17 protein-coding genes are annotated in these 14,993 nt (G+C 48.2%); 11 read left to right on the top strand and 6 right to left on the bottom strand.

The window, feature by feature from the left end; all coding sequences use genetic code 11:
- The first annotated feature begins 9 nt into the window (after positions 1–9).
- Positions 10–798 (top strand): NAD(+) synthase, encoded by a 789-nt coding sequence (nadE, locus tag LPB400_RS08230; protein WP_070584199.1) that lies wholly within the window; start codon positions 10–12, stop codon positions 796–798.
- A 68-nt stretch (positions 799–866) separates the two neighbouring features.
- Here the strand turns inward: nadE and LPB400_RS08225 are convergent, their stop codons facing one another.
- Entirely contained in the window at positions 867–1,067 is a 201-nt protein-coding gene (locus LPB400_RS08225; RefSeq protein ID WP_003682450.1) for a protein MIGRI, read from the bottom strand.
- A gap of 116 nt (positions 1,068–1,183) precedes the next feature.
- On the opposite strand from LPB400_RS08225, the gene metX reads away from it, so the two are divergent.
- Positions 1,184–2,323, top strand: coding sequence for a homoserine O-succinyltransferase MetX (gene metX / locus LPB400_RS08220; protein ID WP_070843469.1), 1,140 nt, complete (start codon positions 1,184–1,186; stop codon positions 2,321–2,323).
- The gene (gene metW / locus LPB400_RS08215) at positions 2,320–2,901 is read left to right on the top strand and encodes a methionine biosynthesis protein MetW (RefSeq protein ID WP_004519858.1); all 582 of its coding nucleotides are present in this window, start codon (positions 2,320–2,322) and stop codon (positions 2,899–2,901) included. Before metX ends, metW begins: the two co-directional genes overlap by 4 nt.
- Positions 2,902–2,996: 95 nt before the next feature.
- Here the strand turns inward: metW and LPB400_RS08210 are convergent, their stop codons facing one another.
- Both LPB400_RS08210 and LPB400_RS08205 read right to left on the bottom strand, forming a co-directional pair.
- The gene (locus LPB400_RS08210) at positions 2,997–3,461 is read right to left on the bottom strand and encodes a low molecular weight protein-tyrosine-phosphatase (protein WP_219088696.1); all 465 of its coding nucleotides are present in this window, start codon (positions 3,459–3,461) and stop codon (positions 2,997–2,999) included.
- Between the two features lie 86 nt (positions 3,462–3,547).
- Positions 3,548–4,648, bottom strand: a complete 1,101-nt coding sequence (locus tag LPB400_RS08205; RefSeq protein WP_219088694.1) for a conjugal transfer protein — start codon at positions 4,646–4,648, stop codon at positions 3,548–3,550.
- Positions 4,649–4,852: 204 nt separating this feature from the next.
- Here LPB400_RS08205 and gloA point away from each other — a divergent pair, with 204 nt between their 5' ends.
- The 3 genes from gloA (at position 4,853) to LPB400_RS08190 (ending at position 6,399) form a co-directional block, all read left to right on the top strand.
- Complete coding sequence (gene gloA / locus LPB400_RS08200; protein ID WP_003685011.1) at positions 4,853–5,266, top strand: lactoylglutathione lyase; 414 nt, start codon at positions 4,853–4,855, stop codon at positions 5,264–5,266.
- Positions 5,267–5,350: 84 nt separating this feature from the next.
- The gene (locus tag LPB400_RS08195; protein WP_036490542.1) at positions 5,351–5,560 is read left to right on the top strand and encodes a hypothetical protein; all 210 of its coding nucleotides are present in this window, start codon (positions 5,351–5,353) and stop codon (positions 5,558–5,560) included.
- Between the two features lie 2 nt (positions 5,561–5,562).
- Positions 5,563–6,399, top strand: a complete 837-nt coding sequence (locus LPB400_RS08190; RefSeq protein ID WP_036490544.1) for a hypothetical protein — start codon at positions 5,563–5,565, stop codon at positions 6,397–6,399.
- Positions 6,400–6,524: 125 nt separating this feature from the next.
- On the opposite strand, the gene LPB400_RS08185 is transcribed toward LPB400_RS08190, so the two are convergent.
- Together LPB400_RS08185 and LPB400_RS08180 are read right to left on the bottom strand one after the other, a co-directional pair.
- Positions 6,525–7,274 (bottom strand): lysophospholipid acyltransferase family protein, encoded by a 750-nt coding sequence (locus LPB400_RS08185; RefSeq protein WP_219088692.1) that lies wholly within the window; start codon positions 7,272–7,274, stop codon positions 6,525–6,527.
- A gap of 59 nt (positions 7,275–7,333) precedes the next feature.
- Positions 7,334–8,089 (bottom strand): GNAT family N-acetyltransferase, encoded by a 756-nt coding sequence (locus tag LPB400_RS08180; RefSeq protein ID WP_219088690.1) that lies wholly within the window; start codon positions 8,087–8,089, stop codon positions 7,334–7,336.
- A 308-nt stretch (positions 8,090–8,397) separates the two neighbouring features.
- Between LPB400_RS08180 and LPB400_RS08175 the strand changes: the two genes are divergently transcribed.
- The 4 genes from LPB400_RS08175 to LPB400_RS08160 all read left to right on the top strand — a co-directional run bounded on the left by LPB400_RS08175 (position 8,398) and on the right by LPB400_RS08160 (position 12,294).
- The gene (locus tag LPB400_RS08175) at positions 8,398–9,729 is read left to right on the top strand and encodes a YadA-like family protein (protein ID WP_219088687.1); all 1,332 of its coding nucleotides are present in this window, start codon (positions 8,398–8,400) and stop codon (positions 9,727–9,729) included.
- A 93-nt stretch (positions 9,730–9,822) separates the two neighbouring features.
- On the top strand, positions 9,823–10,755 hold the full coding sequence (locus LPB400_RS08170; RefSeq protein WP_219088685.1) for an AEC family transporter: 933 nt from the start codon (positions 9,823–9,825) through the stop codon (positions 10,753–10,755).
- A gap of 182 nt (positions 10,756–10,937) precedes the next feature.
- Positions 10,938–11,411, top strand: a complete 474-nt coding sequence (gene dnrN, locus LPB400_RS08165) for an iron-sulfur cluster repair protein DnrN (RefSeq protein ID WP_219088683.1) — start codon at positions 10,938–10,940, stop codon at positions 11,409–11,411.
- 157 nt (positions 11,412–11,568) lie between these two features.
- Positions 11,569–12,294: a hypothetical protein gene (locus tag LPB400_RS08160; protein WP_219088681.1), complete on the top strand. Its 726-nt coding sequence runs from the start codon at positions 11,569–11,571 to the stop codon at positions 12,292–12,294.
- Between the two features lie 41 nt (positions 12,295–12,335).
- Here LPB400_RS08160 and LPB400_RS08155 read toward each other — a convergent pair whose 3' ends face one another.
- The gene (locus LPB400_RS08155; RefSeq protein WP_219088679.1) at positions 12,336–13,301 is read right to left on the bottom strand and encodes a tRNA dihydrouridine synthase; all 966 of its coding nucleotides are present in this window, start codon (positions 13,299–13,301) and stop codon (positions 12,336–12,338) included.
- Between the two features lie 83 nt (positions 13,302–13,384).
- Here LPB400_RS08155 and LPB400_RS08150 point away from each other — a divergent pair, with 83 nt between their 5' ends.
- Positions 13,385–14,959, top strand: coding sequence for a glycosyltransferase family 2 protein (locus LPB400_RS08150; protein ID WP_219088677.1), 1,575 nt, complete (start codon positions 13,385–13,387; stop codon positions 14,957–14,959).
- Positions 14,960–14,993 lie beyond the last annotated feature (34 nt).

The raw sequence follows: 14,993 nt of genomic DNA, 5'->3' as shown, positions 1-14,993 counted from the left end.
TTTATCCCTATGCAAACCCAAGCCATCATCCGCCATATCGTTCAATGGCTCAAAGATTACGCCGAGCAGGCGCGTGCTAAAGGTTTTGTCGTCGGCGTATCCGGCGGCATCGATTCTGCCGTGGTTTCCACACTTGCCGCGCAAACCGGTTTGTCGGTTTTGTTGTTGGAAATGCCGATTCGTCAGAAATCCGACCAAGTAAACCGCGCGCAAGAACACATGGGCCGTCTGAAACAGCGTTATCCGAATGTAAAAGCGCAAAGCGTTGATTTGACTCCGGCGTTCGATACGTTTGCCGATACCGTTGACGTCAGCGAAACCGAATTTTCCAATAAACAGCTGGCACTGGCCAATGCACGCAGCCGCCTTCGCATGACGACGCTGTATTATTACGGCCAGTTGCATGGTTTGTTGGTGGCGGGGACGGGCAACAAAATTGAAGATTTCGGCGTCGGTTTCTTCACCAAATACGGCGACGGCGGCGTGGACATCAGCCCGATTGCCGATTTGACCAAAACTCAGGTGTACGCGTTGGCAGCCGAGTTGGATGTATCGGAGGATATTCAAAAAGCCGTACCGACGGACGGACTTTGGGATACCGAGCGTACCGATGAAGAACAAATGGGCGCATCTTATCCCGAACTCGAATGGGCGATGAGTGTGTACGACAGCCACAAGCCTGAAGATTTTGAAGGCAGACAGCGCGAAGTTTTGGCAATCTATACCCGATTGCACAAAGCCATGCAGCACAAAGTCAATCCGATTCCGGTTTGCAAGATTCCGGAAGAGCTGTTTTAAATTTGAACATCAAAAGGCCGTCTGAAAACGCTGGATTAAGGTTTTCAGACGGCCTTTTATATTTTATTTCAATAAGAATTAGGAATATGCTTGAAAAACAGCATCATCAGATACCAAAACAGCGTAGCGGCCGCCGCGCCCAGCAATACCCACGCGCTGATTTTGGCGATTTCCCGAATGGTGCGCTTTTGTTTGCGGCTGAACAAACGGTTCACAATCAATGCCGCTATGGCGCAAAAGAAAAAAAATCGTAAAAGCCTGCCTATCATTCCACATTCTCCTAAAAATATTGCCTTTAATCAGGGCAGGCCGTCTGAAGCCTCATGCACAAAACAAAAACGAAACGTTATAATACCCCTTTTGCCGCTTCACTTGGAAATTACAAATGACAACAAATGCCTCAGTGGGCATTGTAACGCCCCAGAAAATCCCGTTTGACACACCGCTTGCTCTGGAAAACGGCAAAACCTTACCCCGTTTCGACCTAATGATTGAAACCTATGGCACACTCAATGCCGACAAAAGCAACGCCGTTCTTATCTGCCACGCCCTGTCAGGCAATCATCACGTTGCCGGCAAGCACAGTGCGGAGGATAAATACGCCGGTTGGTGGGACAATATGGTCGGCCCCGGCAAACCTATTGATACCGACCGCTTTTTCGTTATCGGTTTGAACAACTTGGGCGGCTGCGACGGCAGTACCGGCCCTTTATCCGAAAATCCTGAAACCGGCCGCGAATATGGCGCGGATTTTCCGGTTGTAACCGTCAAAGACTGGGTGAAGTCGCAATCCATGCTTGCCGATTATCTCGGCATTCAAAAATGGGCGGCCATTGTTGGCGGCAGCTTGGGCGGTATGCAGGCATTGCAATGGACGATTTCTTTGCCTGAACGCGTTGCTCATGCGCTCGTTATCGCTTCTGCACCTAAACTTTCCACTCAAAACATCGCGTTTAACGATGTTGCCCGTCAGGCCATTTTGACCGATCCCGATTTCCATGAAGGCAATTACCGCAGCCATCATACCGTTCCTTCACGCGGTTTGCGTATTGCGCGCATGATGGGGCACATCACCTATCTTGCCGAAGACGGCTTGGGTCAAAAATTTGGCCGCGATTTAAAATCAGACGGCTATCAGTATGGTTACGGCGTTGAATTTGAAGTGGAATCTTATCTGCGCTATCAAGGCGACAAGTTTGTCGGCCGTTTTGATGCCAATACTTATCTGCTGATGACCAAGGCACTCGACTACTTCGACCCGGCCGCCGATTACGGCCACAACCTCACGCGCGCCGTGGAGAATGTGCAGGCCAAATTTTTTGTTGCCAGCTTTAGCACTGACTGGCGCTTCTCGCCGCAACGTTCGCATGAATTGGTCAAGGCATTAATCGCCGCACAAAAATCTGTGCAGTACATTGAAGTCAAATCCAATCATGGACACGATGCCTTCTTGATGGAGGACGAAGCCTATATCCGCGCTGTTGCCGCTTATATGAACAACGTTTACAAGGACTGCCAAAAATGAATCTGCGCGACGATTTGCAACTCATTTACGATTGGATACCCGAAGGCAGCCGCGTACTCGATTTAGGCTGCGGCGACGGCGAACTGTTGGCCGCGTTGGTGGAACATAAAAATTGCACCGGCTACGGCGTTGAAATCGATACCGACAGCGTGATTGCTGCTATATCCCGCGGCGTAAACGTCATTCAAGCCGATTTAGAAGAAGGTTTGGTGGCTTTTGGTGATCAAAGTTTTGATGTGATTGTCTTGAGCCAAACCATTCAGGCGATGCAGAACACGGAAAAAATCCTGCGCTGCCTAATGCGCGTGGCCAAGCAGGCTATTGTCAGCTTCCCTAATTTCGGCTACTGGCGCAACCGTTTTCAAATCGCCGTTGGCGGCCATATGCCGGTTTCCGAGCGGATGCCGTATCATTGGTACGATACGCCCAATATCCATTGGTGTACCCTCAAAGACTTCGATTTATTGTGCGCAAAAAACAAAATCCGCGTGCTTGAGCGTGCGGTCATGACGGGCAACCGACAGGTCAAACATCTGCCGAATTTATTGGGCAGCCTGGCGTTTTATCGCGTAGGTTGATTGCGGTTATCAATAAAGGCCGTCTGAACAGGTAATCACGAAAGCATGGCTTTTGCGGATAGCTGTTCAGACGGCCTTTTATTGTTAAAGTCGGTTTAAGCCTGTTTCAATTTTTCCAACAAGGCCAAACTGCCGGCATCGACCAGACGGTAGGTTTCGTCAAAGTCGCCCGTGTACCACGGATCGGGAACGTGGTTGTACCCTGAATCGGGGATAAGGTCGGTCAGTTTGAAGATTTTGCCAGGGTGGAAACCGAGCTGCTTTTCAGTTTCTCTGAGGTTGTTGTCGTCCATCACGATGATGTAGTCGAAATGCTCGGCATCGCTGGGTTTGATTTTGCTGCTGGTAAAGCCTGACGGGTCGACGCCGTGTTGCTTGAGTGCGCGGCGCGTGCCTTCGTGCATGTCTTCCCCATCGTGCCAACCTGATGTGCCTGCGCTGGCCGTAATGATGGCATTGTCCATGCCTGCTTCGCGGGCGCGATGGCGCAGGACGTATTCGGCCATGGGGGAGCGGCAGATATTGCCGAGGCAGACGAAAAGGATTTTGTGGGTTTTCATATGCGTGAAAATGAGCGGTAAGGTTTGAAAATAAATGCAACACGCTAAACCGTTTTCAGACGGCCTTGGCGTGTTGCATTTTCAATTTAGTTTACATTGCTGAAGAAAGGATTATGGCCTTCCAGTTTCAACGCTTGGGCATAAGTAGGGATGTTCTCGTTTTCTCCCAGTGGGTTATGCAGCAGGTAGAGGTGCTCGATTCGGCATTCTGCCATCAGGTCGAGGAAGTTTTGCTGCACGATGGCGATATTGTCGGTTGAGGCCAGCTCCCAAGTGAAGGTCTGTGGAACGATTTCAAACGCGCTGTCTGTCGCGTTGAAGCTGAACTGGAGCTTACCGTCCGCTTTCGCTGCGGCAACAACGCCGACACGCGGGCTTTGCATACGGATGGCGCGGATGGCGTTGGTGGCAAAAACGTCCATGGCCATGCGTTGGCGGGTGTGGCTGCCGTCGGTAAGCGCGTCAAGCGGTGTATTGGGCGAGAGCGGGTTGGTGAAGAGGGTAACGCCGTCGAGGGCGAGATGCTCTTGCCAGACCTGCATCAGCGGCAGGCCTGCCTGTTGCAGGTTGAGGCCCAAGGCCGTCTGAATGTCTTTATTGCCGTAGCCCAGCGCGTAAACAACATGGACGGATTGACCTTCGGGCAGCATCAATGGTTTGTATTCGAATTTTTGCAGGAATGCGCCTGCCGCTTCATCGTTTTGCTTGGCTTGGAACCAGTCGCCCGGGGTAACGCTGCTCAAGTCGGTAGATTGGACGAGGTAAGGCAGCCATTGCGTGTTTTGCGTGAGGGTGCGCAGGTTCGGGTAGTTTTGCAGGCAGGAAAAGAGGGCTTCGGTAGGCAGCGTGAGCGGCAGGGTTTGTTCTTTTTTGCAACCGGCAACCAAAACGACAGGCAGGGCAAACCATTGGGCTTCGTTATCGTTTTCTGCCTTCAGGACTTCGCCCACGCTTTGAATCAGGCTGGTGTAAGTGCCGACATCGGGCGCCATGGTCATCGCCAATGAAAGGTTGATGTAATGGTTTTGGCTGAGCATGGTGCGGATTTCGGTTTGCAGTTGGCCGGCTGAAAGCTTGCGTGATGCGGAGGAGGAGTTGTGCGCCAGCTGATAGGCATTGAGCAGAAGATGGTTTTTGATAGGGCTTTGCGGATAAGGGCGGGTATCGGGAAGAACAAAGGTTTTCATGACGGTTTGAAGTGTTGTGTTGTAAGTGTGGCGATTATAGCAATTTAGTCAGTCGGTGTGCTTGTTAATACATGAAATTCAAATGATGGCAGGGTGTACGCTCCATTTTTATGCAGTTTCAGTGTCGGTATTTTGAGGCTGAAGAGGATGGGGCCCGATGTGTTATAATTCATGACCAAACATAATTCAGAAAGGAACAAAATTATGCGCTTGCTTCATACTATGCTGCGTGTCGGCAATCTCGAACGCTCTTTGGATTTTTATCAAAACGTATTGAACATGCAATTGCTGCGCCGCCGCGATTATCCTGAAGGCCGTTTTACTTTGGCTTTTGTCGGTTATGGCGATGAGGCGGACCATACTGTTTTGGAACTGACCCACAACTGGGATACCGAGTCTTACGACTTGGGCGATGCTTACGGCCATATCGCGATTGAAGTCGATGATGCTTACGCTGCGTGTGAACGTGTCAAAGAAATGGGCGGCAAAGTGGTACGCGAAGCCGGTCCGATGAAACACGGCACGACTGTGATTGCGTTTGTCGAAGATCCGGACGGCTATAAAATTGAATTTATTCAAAAGAAAAGCGGTAGCGATTCGGTGCAATATTCATCTTAATCAGTGGATCATATTTTACCTCAAGTTGAATTTAAACGGATTCCTGGCTTTGATGAATTACCAAAACATGTTTAGAACGAATTAATGAATCATCCTGAGAACTTGCAACCTTTACCAAAATACTTAAATTCTTCAAAAGGATCTAAAATAGAAACTGGTACTTCTGGTTGGGCACACTATGTTAAGGAAGGGAAAGATATTTCGCCTAACTACAGAAAATTCCTTGCTCGAAGACAAGAAATGATGCGAGATTTAGTTAATAAGAAAATTAAGGAAATAAGCAAAGGGAAATAGATATGAAGTTTTTCAATAAAGATGATTTAGAAAAACATTTTACTTATGTTTTTTATAGTTTTAAAAATATTGAACATGATAAATTAAACATAGACGATATTACTCGAGAGTATGATGGGCTTAATTTTTTAAATTCAGGAGAGGTTAATAGTAAATTAATATCCTCTTTTAAAAATATCATGCCAATAACATTTCAATATTTAACTAAAGGGAAATTCTTTTATGCAATAGAAAAATCAGAAATTCCAGTTATGGATGATATTACACAATTTGGCATCATTATTAATGATGTGGTGTACTACATTAAATATAACCCATATCATGATAGAGGTTTAGAGGAAGTAGCCTTTATTCCTCAGGAAATCCTTGATTCATGGCTATACCTTAGTAGTAGATGGTGTAGTGCAGAAAGTATTGTTCCTAATATTTATAAGAGCAATCTTCCGTCACTTCTCTTGATGCCTCTTCATTCAATTATAGAAGGTTTTGAAGATAGCCATGGCGTTGCTCTTCCTGAATATACTGAATTTTTAGAGCAGAAATTTCATCATGCTTTTAGACAAAGCTATGATGATGATAAATTCAATGATAGCGAAAAATATTTTGAATTAAGATGTTTACTAGATACCCGTGCCAATGACGATTGGAGTAAAACAGGATATCAATTATTTGTGTCTTCACATAATGATGAGCGTAATGTTTATGTGATACCAAGAGCGGATGTGATGGGTATTAAAAAGTTAACGAATCCAGCAGAGGTAATAGATCGTTATGCCGCTCATTTATTCTCACGTGCTGAGGGCGAATTTGACTTTATGCAATATGTAGAAGATTTTTAGTTATTTGTAGCTAAACTGATTGAAAGTGCGGTTAAAAATTATCCCGTTTTTAACCGCACTTTATTTTCAGCAGACATAAGATAATGGGAAAGGCCGTCTGAATATTCAGACGGCCTTTTGTTTGATCAGCCTAATTGTTTTTGCTTTTCGCTCAACAGGGCGTGTACTTGAAGCGCGGTGGCGTAGCGGTCTTCTCCTGCTTCAATCGGATCGAGGAAATGCAACTCGACCGTGCTGGAAGGCTGGCTGATGACCATGCAGATGGATTGCCAGAGGCTGATGTCGCCGTAGTAGGCGGTGTGCGGATTGGGGCTGGTGCCGTCCGGATTCGGATAGCGGCAGAGTGCCGGAATAATCGGTACGCCTGCATCGTAGGCCGTCTGAAAAAAGCTGGGTTTGAACGGCAGGATTTCACGGCCTTCGGTACTGGTGCCTTCGGGGAAAATGGTGACAGTATCACCATTTTTCAGTGCTTTGGTCACGCCTGCAATTTTGGCGGAGTTGCCTTTGATGCCGTGGTTGCGCGAGACGTAAACTGTTTGCGCCTGTGTGGCGAGATAACCGACCACCGGCCATTTGGCCACATCGTCTTTAGCTACAAAACGGCCGGGAAATGCGCCGTTGACCGCCATAATGTCCAACCATGAAATATGGTTGCTGATAATCAGCTGACCGCGATCTTCTTGCGGCGGCGTGCCGAAGGTTTGCAGTTTCATGCCGCAGGAAGCAAGCACGCGCAGCGACCATAATTGGATTGCGCGCAGTTTGCGTTTGCTGCTGTAAAAGGGAAACAGAAAAAACATTTCGGCCATGCCGTACAAAAGGCAGCCGGCAATACAGAGAAGACGGAAGATAAAACGGATTTTGGCGGTCATTGTGTGTGTTTTTTTTATAAAGATTAGGCAGGCCGTCTGAAGTTTCAGACGGCCTTTTATTATGAATCGGTTTTAGGGGCAAAACGCTGCAAGTAGCGGTCGGAAAGGTGGCTGATGTCCATCATGATCAGCACATCCGCGCAGTTGAATGCTTCATCGACGCAAGGCTCGCCGCAGAACCACGCGCCTGCTTTGAGATAGCCTTTGATTAGGGCAGGTACAGGCGGATTTTCAGACGGCGTGATGCTGTCCCATTTGAGCGGGTTGAGCGGTTTGACGCGCCATTGTGCCGGAGCGAGGTATTTGTCTTTCAAAGCATGATACAGGCCCGCCGCATCGTTGCCGCCGTCGCGCATTTCAATACTGCCGCAGCCAATCATAAAGCGCAGGTTTTCGTCTTTCATGAATTTGACCAAACCGGTCCACAACAGCATGACCAAGCCGCCGTTGCGGTAGTCCGGGTGGGTACAGGCGCGGCCGAGTTCGACGGTTTGCGGTAGGATGTCTTTCAAAGGTTCAAGGTCAAATTCATGCTCGCTGTACCAGCCACCGACTTTTTTTGCGGTTTCTTCGGTAATCAGGCGGTAGCAGCCGATAACTTCGCCGGTTGCATCGTCGAAGGCGAGCAGGTGGTGGCAATGTTCATCATAAGGATCGACATCGCGGCCGTCATTGCTTTCGATTTCCGCACCCAATTCTTGGGCAAAAACCTGATAGCGCAATCTTTGGGCGGCTTCGATTTCAGCTTGGGTTTCTGCAAGGCGTACGCTCAGGCCGATTTTTGGGCCCGTTTGATTGAAACGGCTGGGGGACATGATGTTTCCTGTTTGAAGAAAATGGCTGATTATAGCGGATATACGGACAGATTTATATTGATTTGCTTTGCGGTAGGGCAAATTATGTCGGGTTGTTGGAAAAAGGCTTCAGGCTGTCTGAAACTGATGGTTGTTTAGAAAGATGGCCAGGAACATTTGCCAGGATGTTTGAAATTTATGACACAAATCAAAATATTTATCCAAACTATTTAATATAAGAATAAAAATATATACAATATAACTAGTTCAAAAGTATTAATTCGATTGAACGAGATATTTTTAATATTTAAAAAATGGAGAATATAAAGATGAAACTGAATGTATCGCTCAGTCCTTTGTGTTTGGCTTTAGCGCTTTTTTTCGGTACTGCGTATGCGGACGGAGGTATTGTTGCTGGAACCATGCACAAGACGGGTTCTTTGGCTGTCGGTAAGGAATCCGTATCGGGCGAAAATGCCGCTGCAGTTGGCGACAAGGCTAAAGCAAATGGCTATAAGGCGGTGGCTTTGGGTTATGATTCTGCCGCTTCCGGTTTGAGCGCAACTGCTTTGGGTGGCGAATCCAAAGCGGAGGCATTGCGGTCGGTGGCGGTTGGCTTTCGGGCCCATGCCAAGGGAACAAATGATGTAGCAGTCGGTGGCGCAGCGGCTGCTTCTGGCGGTCAATCCGTTGCAGTTGGCCTGCTGTCCAAGGCTTCGGCTTTGCGTGCCGTTGCAGTAGGTAATGGCGCTCAGGCAAGTAATATTGATGCAGTAGCTATTGGCAGAGATAGTGAGGCGGATGCGCTCAGCGCGACGGCCTTAGGTGATCGAGCTAAAGCACGTGGAACTCAATCACTTGCGCTGGCATCGGCTGCTGAAGCAGAAGGTTATCAAGCAGTGGCGGTCGGTACGCGTGCGGTATCGAATGCCGTAAATAGTGTAGCTTTGGGTGTCGAGTCTTCCGCCACGGCCTTGAATGGTTTGGCTGTCGGCACCAGCTCCAGCGTGCGTAAAGAAGGTGGTACGGCAGTCGGCGGCGGTGCATCGGCTTTGGAAGAGAAATCTTTGGCACTCGGTTTCCAAGCCAAAGGTAAAGCCGAGAAAGCGGTGGCTCTGGGTGCGCAAAGCATCGCAGATTTGGCTGCAGGTCAGGCAGGCTATGATTTTGCGACACAGTCGGCAAGTCAATCTGAAGACACGACATGGAAATCGACATTGGGCGCGGTTTCGGTTGGCAATGAAAAGGACAGCCGTCAAATTACCCATGTGGCTGCCGGTACTCAGGATACGGATGCGGTAAATGTGGCTCAGGTCAAAAGGCTTGCGGAAAGATGGCAGGCCGACAGTCAGCAAAAAGAGTCGGCAGTAGCCGCTCAAATCAATCAGATACGGGCTGAAACACGCGTAGAAATGAAAAAACTGGAAGACCGTGCGGATGCCGGCTCTGCAGCTGCGATTGCGGTGGGTAATCTGGGACAAGCTTATCAGCCGGGACAGGGTGCGGTATCCATTGGCAGCGGCGTTTGGCGCGGAAAGGCCGGTTTTGCTGTCGGAGTGTCGAAAGTATCCTCCAGCGGCAAATGGCTGGTGAAAGGTTCAGCTGTCGGCGCATCTAAGGGTGGTGCAGGCGGTGGAGCCAGCGTAACCTATCTGTGGTAGAAAATTTCAGATGGCCTTGAATGCTGAGGTCGTCTGAATTTGGCATGCGAAGCGGTGGAAGCGTAAAATCAACGTTTTTGCCGCTTTTTTATTATGGAAACCTCTTTCCTGCTTGCCGGAAAAATTACCGAGCTGACGCTGATTGTTTTGATGGGCGTGGCCTTGGTGAAGGCCGGGCTGTTGAAATCGGAAAACAGCTATACGCTCTCGGTCATCGCGCTTTACCTAATCAGCCCGTCCGTCATGATTCATGCCTTTCAGATGGACAATACGCCGCAGATTATCGAAGGGCTGAAGCTTTCCGTCATGCTGGCAGTGTTTTTCCATGTGGTGTTGATTGTTTTGGGCAGGTTGTTTAAACACTTATTCAAACTCGATGCGCTCGAACACGCGGCAACGGTGTACAGCAATTCGGGCAACTTGATTATCCCTTTGGTAATGTCGGTCTTTGGTGCGGAATGGGTGATTTACACCACTGGTTTTATCTTGGTGCAGACGTTTTTGTTTTGGACGCATCTGCGCCTGTTGATTTGCGGCCGTGGCAATGTGGCTTGGAAAACCATTTTTACCAATATCAACATCTTATCCATGTTGGTCGGGCTGCTGATGTTTGCCTTTCAAATCAAGCTGCCTCATATTGTCGATAATACTTTGGCGACGGTGGGCGGCATGATTGGGCCGGTTGCTATGTTGGTGGCGGGCATGCTTTTGGCTTCTTTGCCGCTACGCTCGATTATGTGGACGCCGAGGCTTTATCTCGTTGCTTTTTTAAGGTTGATTTTAATTCCGGTATTATTGCTTTTCGCCGTCAAAGTTTGTGATTTTGCCCATCATGATGCGCATGCGGATACGGTTGTTTTAATCAGCTTTTTGGCAACGACTTCGCCTGCCGCCTCGACGGTTACCCAAATGGCGGTTGTTTACGGCAAAAATGCCCAAAAAGCCAGCGCGATTTATGGGCTGACAACCTTGCTTTGTGTGGTAACCATGCCGGTAATGATTGCGTTATATCGTTGGATTATTTAAGAAAAGGATAGGCCGTCTGAAACTTTAGCCTTATGTTTCAGACGGCCTGTTTGTTATTTTAAATTTGAAAATAACTTTTATTATCAATTAATTAAACAATTAAAAAACTATACAAAGACGATAGCTGCGTGTATCCTTACGCCTAACATTCATTCAATATAAATCTTTAAAGGAACACAGCCATGACCGACTTTACCCTTTGGGAAACCGCGCCTTTCAATTCTACGATTGACCATATCCTGCAACGTTATCACAACGTTCACCGCGCCCAGTTTGAAGAGTTGGTACCACTGGCGCAAAAAGTGGCGCAGGTTCATGCCGATACTTTCCCTGCCGAAGTGGCCGATTTGTTGGCCTATATGCAAAACGAGCTGTTGATGCACATGATGAAAGAGGAACGCATGTTGTTCCCGATGATTAATCAGGGTGTGGGTCGTGGCGCGGCAATGCCCATCAGCGTGATGATGCACGAGCATGAAGAACACGACCAAGCCATCGCGCGTCTGGAAGAGTTGACCAACAATTTTGAGCTTCCTGAAGGCGCTTGCGGTAGTTGGACCCGTTTGTACACATTGGCCAAAGAGATGGTGGATGATTTGAAAGACCATATCCACTTGGAAAATGAGGTTTTCTTCCCCCGTGTTTTGGCTTCTTAAAATTTGCTGTTAATCAAGGCCGTCTGAATGTTCAGACGGCTTGTTCTTTAATCCCTTGCTAAGTTAGTACAATAGTTCTAAAATTTTAATAAAGAAACAAAATTAAGCAGTAAAGGCACACATCCGTTCTTTTGTTTACTTAAGAAGGAGTTTATGAATGAAACATTCTAAAGTTTTACTATCGGGTATTCTGTTTGCTGCTGTGACTGCATGCGCCCAAACTACGGGCGGTGACTGGAGCGCCCTGCAGGATGCGAAAACAGGCGTGCAGTCGCGACCTTATTATGAATTTGGCAATGTGGTTCAGAAGATTTCTTTTAAGAAAACCGGCAATCCGGAAAATGGTCTGAAAAAGCCTGTCTTGACTGTGTATCGTCAGGGCAAGCTGTTGGGCGAAGCATATAATTTGGAAGCCTCTCATGGCAGCCCCTTGTTGCCAACCCTGTTTCTGGTAAACGGCAAGTCATTAAATATCAATGACGGCAACGATAGAAAACTGTTGGCTTCTGCTAAGAGAATCGATTTTTACGATTTCGGCCACGGCCGGATCGGCCATGCAGTCTTTACCGCGCCTAACGGCATCTGTCAGGATATGAAACACGGCAAAGGCGTTTCCTACAAGCTGGTTACCAACTATGTTAATTTTCCGGATTATCCTTCGCCTGAAAATATCTTGATTATTACTGCGCAAGGTAAATATGAGCAAGACGAGTTTATATTGGATTCCACTGAGTCAAGAGTGACCAGTGCCAATAAAGAGTTTGCCAGAAAATATGGCGAAGCCCTGAAATCCAAGAATGGCCCTGAGACCAGACATGTGAATATGGCTAATGCAGCCAGTGCGGAAAAAGGCAGACTGTTGGCTGATTATATCTGTCAGTAATCATATTAAAGGCCGTCTGAAATTCAGACGGCCTTTTTAAATCATGAATGCATCTCTTGTTCAAACGACAGCAGAATCTGTTTTACTTCATCCGCTTCTTTGACGGTGCGGATGCGGTCAAACAATATCTGCGCCTGTTCAAACTCTTTTTTCATCATCCCCAGCCATTGCTTCAAACGGGCAACCGGATATTTGTTGTTGGCTTCTTTATCAAGGCATAAGTTGAAGAATTGGACTATCCATGAGGAGACTTCGGCAAAGTCGGTGTCTTTGACTGTTTCGCCGTTTTCATATTGCTTGATTTGCCGCGCCAAGTCGGGACGGATAACTGCGCCGCGTCCGAGCATCACGCTGTCGCAGCCACTGACGGTTTTAATGTCAAGATAGTCTTGAAGGCTGAATACATCGCCGTTGGCAGTAACGGGAATACTAACTGTATCGCGAATTTTGCGCACCCATTCCCAATGTGCCGGCGGTTCGTAGCCTTCGACTTTGGTGCGCGCATGGACGGTTAACGCGCATGCGCCGCCGTTTTCAATCGCAGAGGCGCATTCCAACGCCAGACTTTTGTCTTCATAACCGAGCCGCATCTTGGCAGTCAGCGGAATGTGTTGCGGCAGGCGTTGGCGCAGGGTGTGGACGATGTGGTAAATCAAATCGGGCTCTTTGAGCAAGACCGCGCCGCCTTTGTGTTTGTTGACCGTCGGCGCGGGGCAGCCGAAGTTGAGGTCGATTTTGTCTGCACCGAAACGCACGGCTTCCAAAGCATTGACGGCCATGTTTTCCGCATCGCTGCCTAAAAGTTGTACAGTGCAGGGCGTGCCGGCCGGCGTGCGGTTGGCATGGGCGATTTCGGGAACATATTTAAGCCAAGTGGCGCGTGAGTGGACCGTGTGCGTAATGCGGACAAATTCGCTGACGCATTCGTCAAATCCGCCAATACGCGTCAACAGGTCACGCATCACATCGTCCACCAGCCCCTGCATGGGGGCAAGAATAAGCTGCATGAGTCAGGCCGTCTGAAAAAAGGAGGACATATTGTAGCGGTATATCGGTTAAAATACAGCTTCCTTTTTCAGACGGCCTTTTTATGATGCACACAATTCCGGCAACCGCCGCCATGTTGGTAAAAAATTCAGAACGTTATCTTTCAGAAGTTTTGAGTGCGCTGAAAGACTTTGACGAAGTCCTGCTGTTGGACAACGGCTCGACCGACCGTACTTTTGAAATTGCCAAGGGTTTTTCCAATGTCAGCTATTACAAGCATGACTTTATCGGGTTTGGCCCGATGAAAAATCTGGCGGCCAGACTGGCGCAAAACGATTGGATTTTCAGCATAGACAGCGATGAAGTGGCGGATGAGGCTTTAATTGAATCTATTCGTGCGGCCGTTTTGGAAAATGAGAAGGAACATATTTTTTCGCTTTCCCGTCTGAACCATTACCACGGCAGACTGATTAAAGGCTGCGGCTGGTATCCGGATATTATTCCGCGCCTTTATCATCGCAGATGTACCCGTTTTTCCGACCGTCAGGTGCATGAATCTTTGGTGTTGCCGCAGGAAGCTAAGGTTAAACAACTTGATGGCCGTCTGAAACATTATTCTTTTGAAAACGCCGAAGGGCTGATTCAGAAAATGCAGCAGTACAGCTCGCTGTATGCGGAAGAAAACCGCTTCAAGAAAGACAGTTCGCCGTTTAAGGCTTTACTGCATGGCGGCGTATCATTTGTGAAAAATTACCTGCTCAAGCGCGGTTTTGCCTATGGTGCAGACGGCCTGACGATTTCGGTATCCAATGCGCAAGGTTCGTATTACAAATATGTCAAACTCTACGAGCGCAACCGCACGATAACCGTCTCCCTCATCATCACCACTTACAACCGCCCCGATGCTTTGGAGCTGGTGTTGAAATCGGCTTTATCGCAAACCCGTCTGCCGGATGAGATTATTGTCGCGGATGACGGCTCAAGGCAGGAAACCGCCGAAGTGGTTGATTTTATCCGCCGTAGGACAAGCATTCCTGTTAAGCATTCATGGCAGCCCGATAGAGGCTTTCGTGCCGCCGAATCGCGCAACCGTGCGCTGGCGCAGGCGAAAAGCGATTATATTGTGTTGATTGACGGCGATATGGTCTTGGATCCGTCTTTTATTGCCGATCATTTGAAGATTGCCCGAAAAGGCCGTCTGATACAGGGTTCCCGCGTGATTTTGACTGAGGATAAAACGCAGGATATTTTGGACGAAGGCGATTTGCCTGCCTTGTCTATGTTCAGCTCGGGAATAGAAAAACGGCTGTCCGCCCTGCGCTGCCGTTGTTTGGCCAAATTGGCAGGCCGAAAAGGCAACCGCAAACACAAAGGCATCAAAACTTGCAATATGGGCTTTTTCCGCAGCGATGCGCTTGCCGTCAACGGGTTTGACAATAGCTTTGTCGGCTGGGGCAGGGAGGACAGCGAATTTGTCGCCCGTTGCTATCATAACGGTATGAAACGCCATAATCTGAAATTTGCCGGTATTGCGTACCACCTCTGGCACAATGAGGCAGAACGCGATTCCTTGCCGCAAAACGATGCCTTGTTGGAGGCAACCTTGTCGGAACGCAAAATCCGCTGTGTTCATGGCGTATCGGATTTTATAAAAGATGAAGAAGTAGCCGGGAAATAGCCTTATCATCTTTTTAAACCATAGAGGCCGTCTG

It is taken from the genome of Neisseria perflava, from assembly GCF_019334725.1.
GTDB lineage: Bacteria > Pseudomonadota > Gammaproteobacteria > Burkholderiales > Neisseriaceae > Neisseria > Neisseria subflava_A.
Note: the sequence above shows the minus strand (reverse complement) of the source record. Positions and strands in the feature narration are given on the sequence as shown.

Excerpts from the sequence above, each read along its gene's own strand:
- LPB400_RS08225 (WP_003682450.1), bottom strand. The coding sequence starts at position 1,067 with ATGATAGGCAGGCTTTTACGATTTTTTTTCTTTTGCGCCATAGCGGCA.
- LPB400_RS08205 (WP_219088694.1), bottom strand. The coding sequence starts at position 4,648 with ATGAAAACCTTTGTTCTTCCCGATACCCGCCCTTATCCGCAAAGCCCT.
- LPB400_RS08210 (WP_219088696.1), bottom strand. The coding sequence starts at position 3,461 with ATGAAAACCCACAAAATCCTTTTCGTCTGCCTCGGCAATATCTGCCGC.
- dnrN (WP_219088683.1), top strand. The coding sequence starts at position 10,938 with ATGACCGACTTTACCCTTTGGGAAACCGCGCCTTTCAATTCTACGATT.
- LPB400_RS08155 (WP_219088679.1), bottom strand. The coding sequence starts at position 13,301 with ATGCAGCTTATTCTTGCCCCCATGCAGGGGCTGGTGGACGATGTGATG.
- metW (WP_004519858.1), top strand. The coding sequence starts at position 2,320 with ATGAATCTGCGCGACGATTTGCAACTCATTTACGATTGGATACCCGAA.
- LPB400_RS08180 (WP_219088690.1), bottom strand. The coding sequence starts at position 8,089 with ATGTCCCCCAGCCGTTTCAATCAAACGGGCCCAAAAATCGGCCTGAGC.
- metX (WP_070843469.1), top strand. The coding sequence starts at position 1,184 with ATGACAACAAATGCCTCAGTGGGCATTGTAACGCCCCAGAAAATCCCG.
- LPB400_RS08170 (WP_219088685.1), top strand. The coding sequence starts at position 9,823 with ATGGAAACCTCTTTCCTGCTTGCCGGAAAAATTACCGAGCTGACGCTG.
- LPB400_RS08150 (WP_219088677.1), top strand. The coding sequence starts at position 13,385 with ATGATGCACACAATTCCGGCAACCGCCGCCATGTTGGTAAAAAATTCA.
- LPB400_RS08185 (WP_219088692.1), bottom strand. The coding sequence starts at position 7,274 with ATGACCGCCAAAATCCGTTTTATCTTCCGTCTTCTCTGTATTGCCGGC.
- LPB400_RS08160 (WP_219088681.1), top strand. The coding sequence starts at position 11,569 with ATGAAACATTCTAAAGTTTTACTATCGGGTATTCTGTTTGCTGCTGTG.
- LPB400_RS08190 (WP_036490544.1), top strand. The coding sequence starts at position 5,563 with ATGAAGTTTTTCAATAAAGATGATTTAGAAAAACATTTTACTTATGTT.
- gloA (WP_003685011.1), top strand. The coding sequence starts at position 4,853 with ATGCGCTTGCTTCATACTATGCTGCGTGTCGGCAATCTCGAACGCTCT.
- LPB400_RS08175 (WP_219088687.1), top strand. The coding sequence starts at position 8,398 with ATGAAACTGAATGTATCGCTCAGTCCTTTGTGTTTGGCTTTAGCGCTT.
- nadE (WP_070584199.1), top strand. The coding sequence starts at position 10 with ATGCAAACCCAAGCCATCATCCGCCATATCGTTCAATGGCTCAAAGAT.
- LPB400_RS08195 (WP_036490542.1), top strand. The coding sequence starts at position 5,351 with ATGAATCATCCTGAGAACTTGCAACCTTTACCAAAATACTTAAATTCT.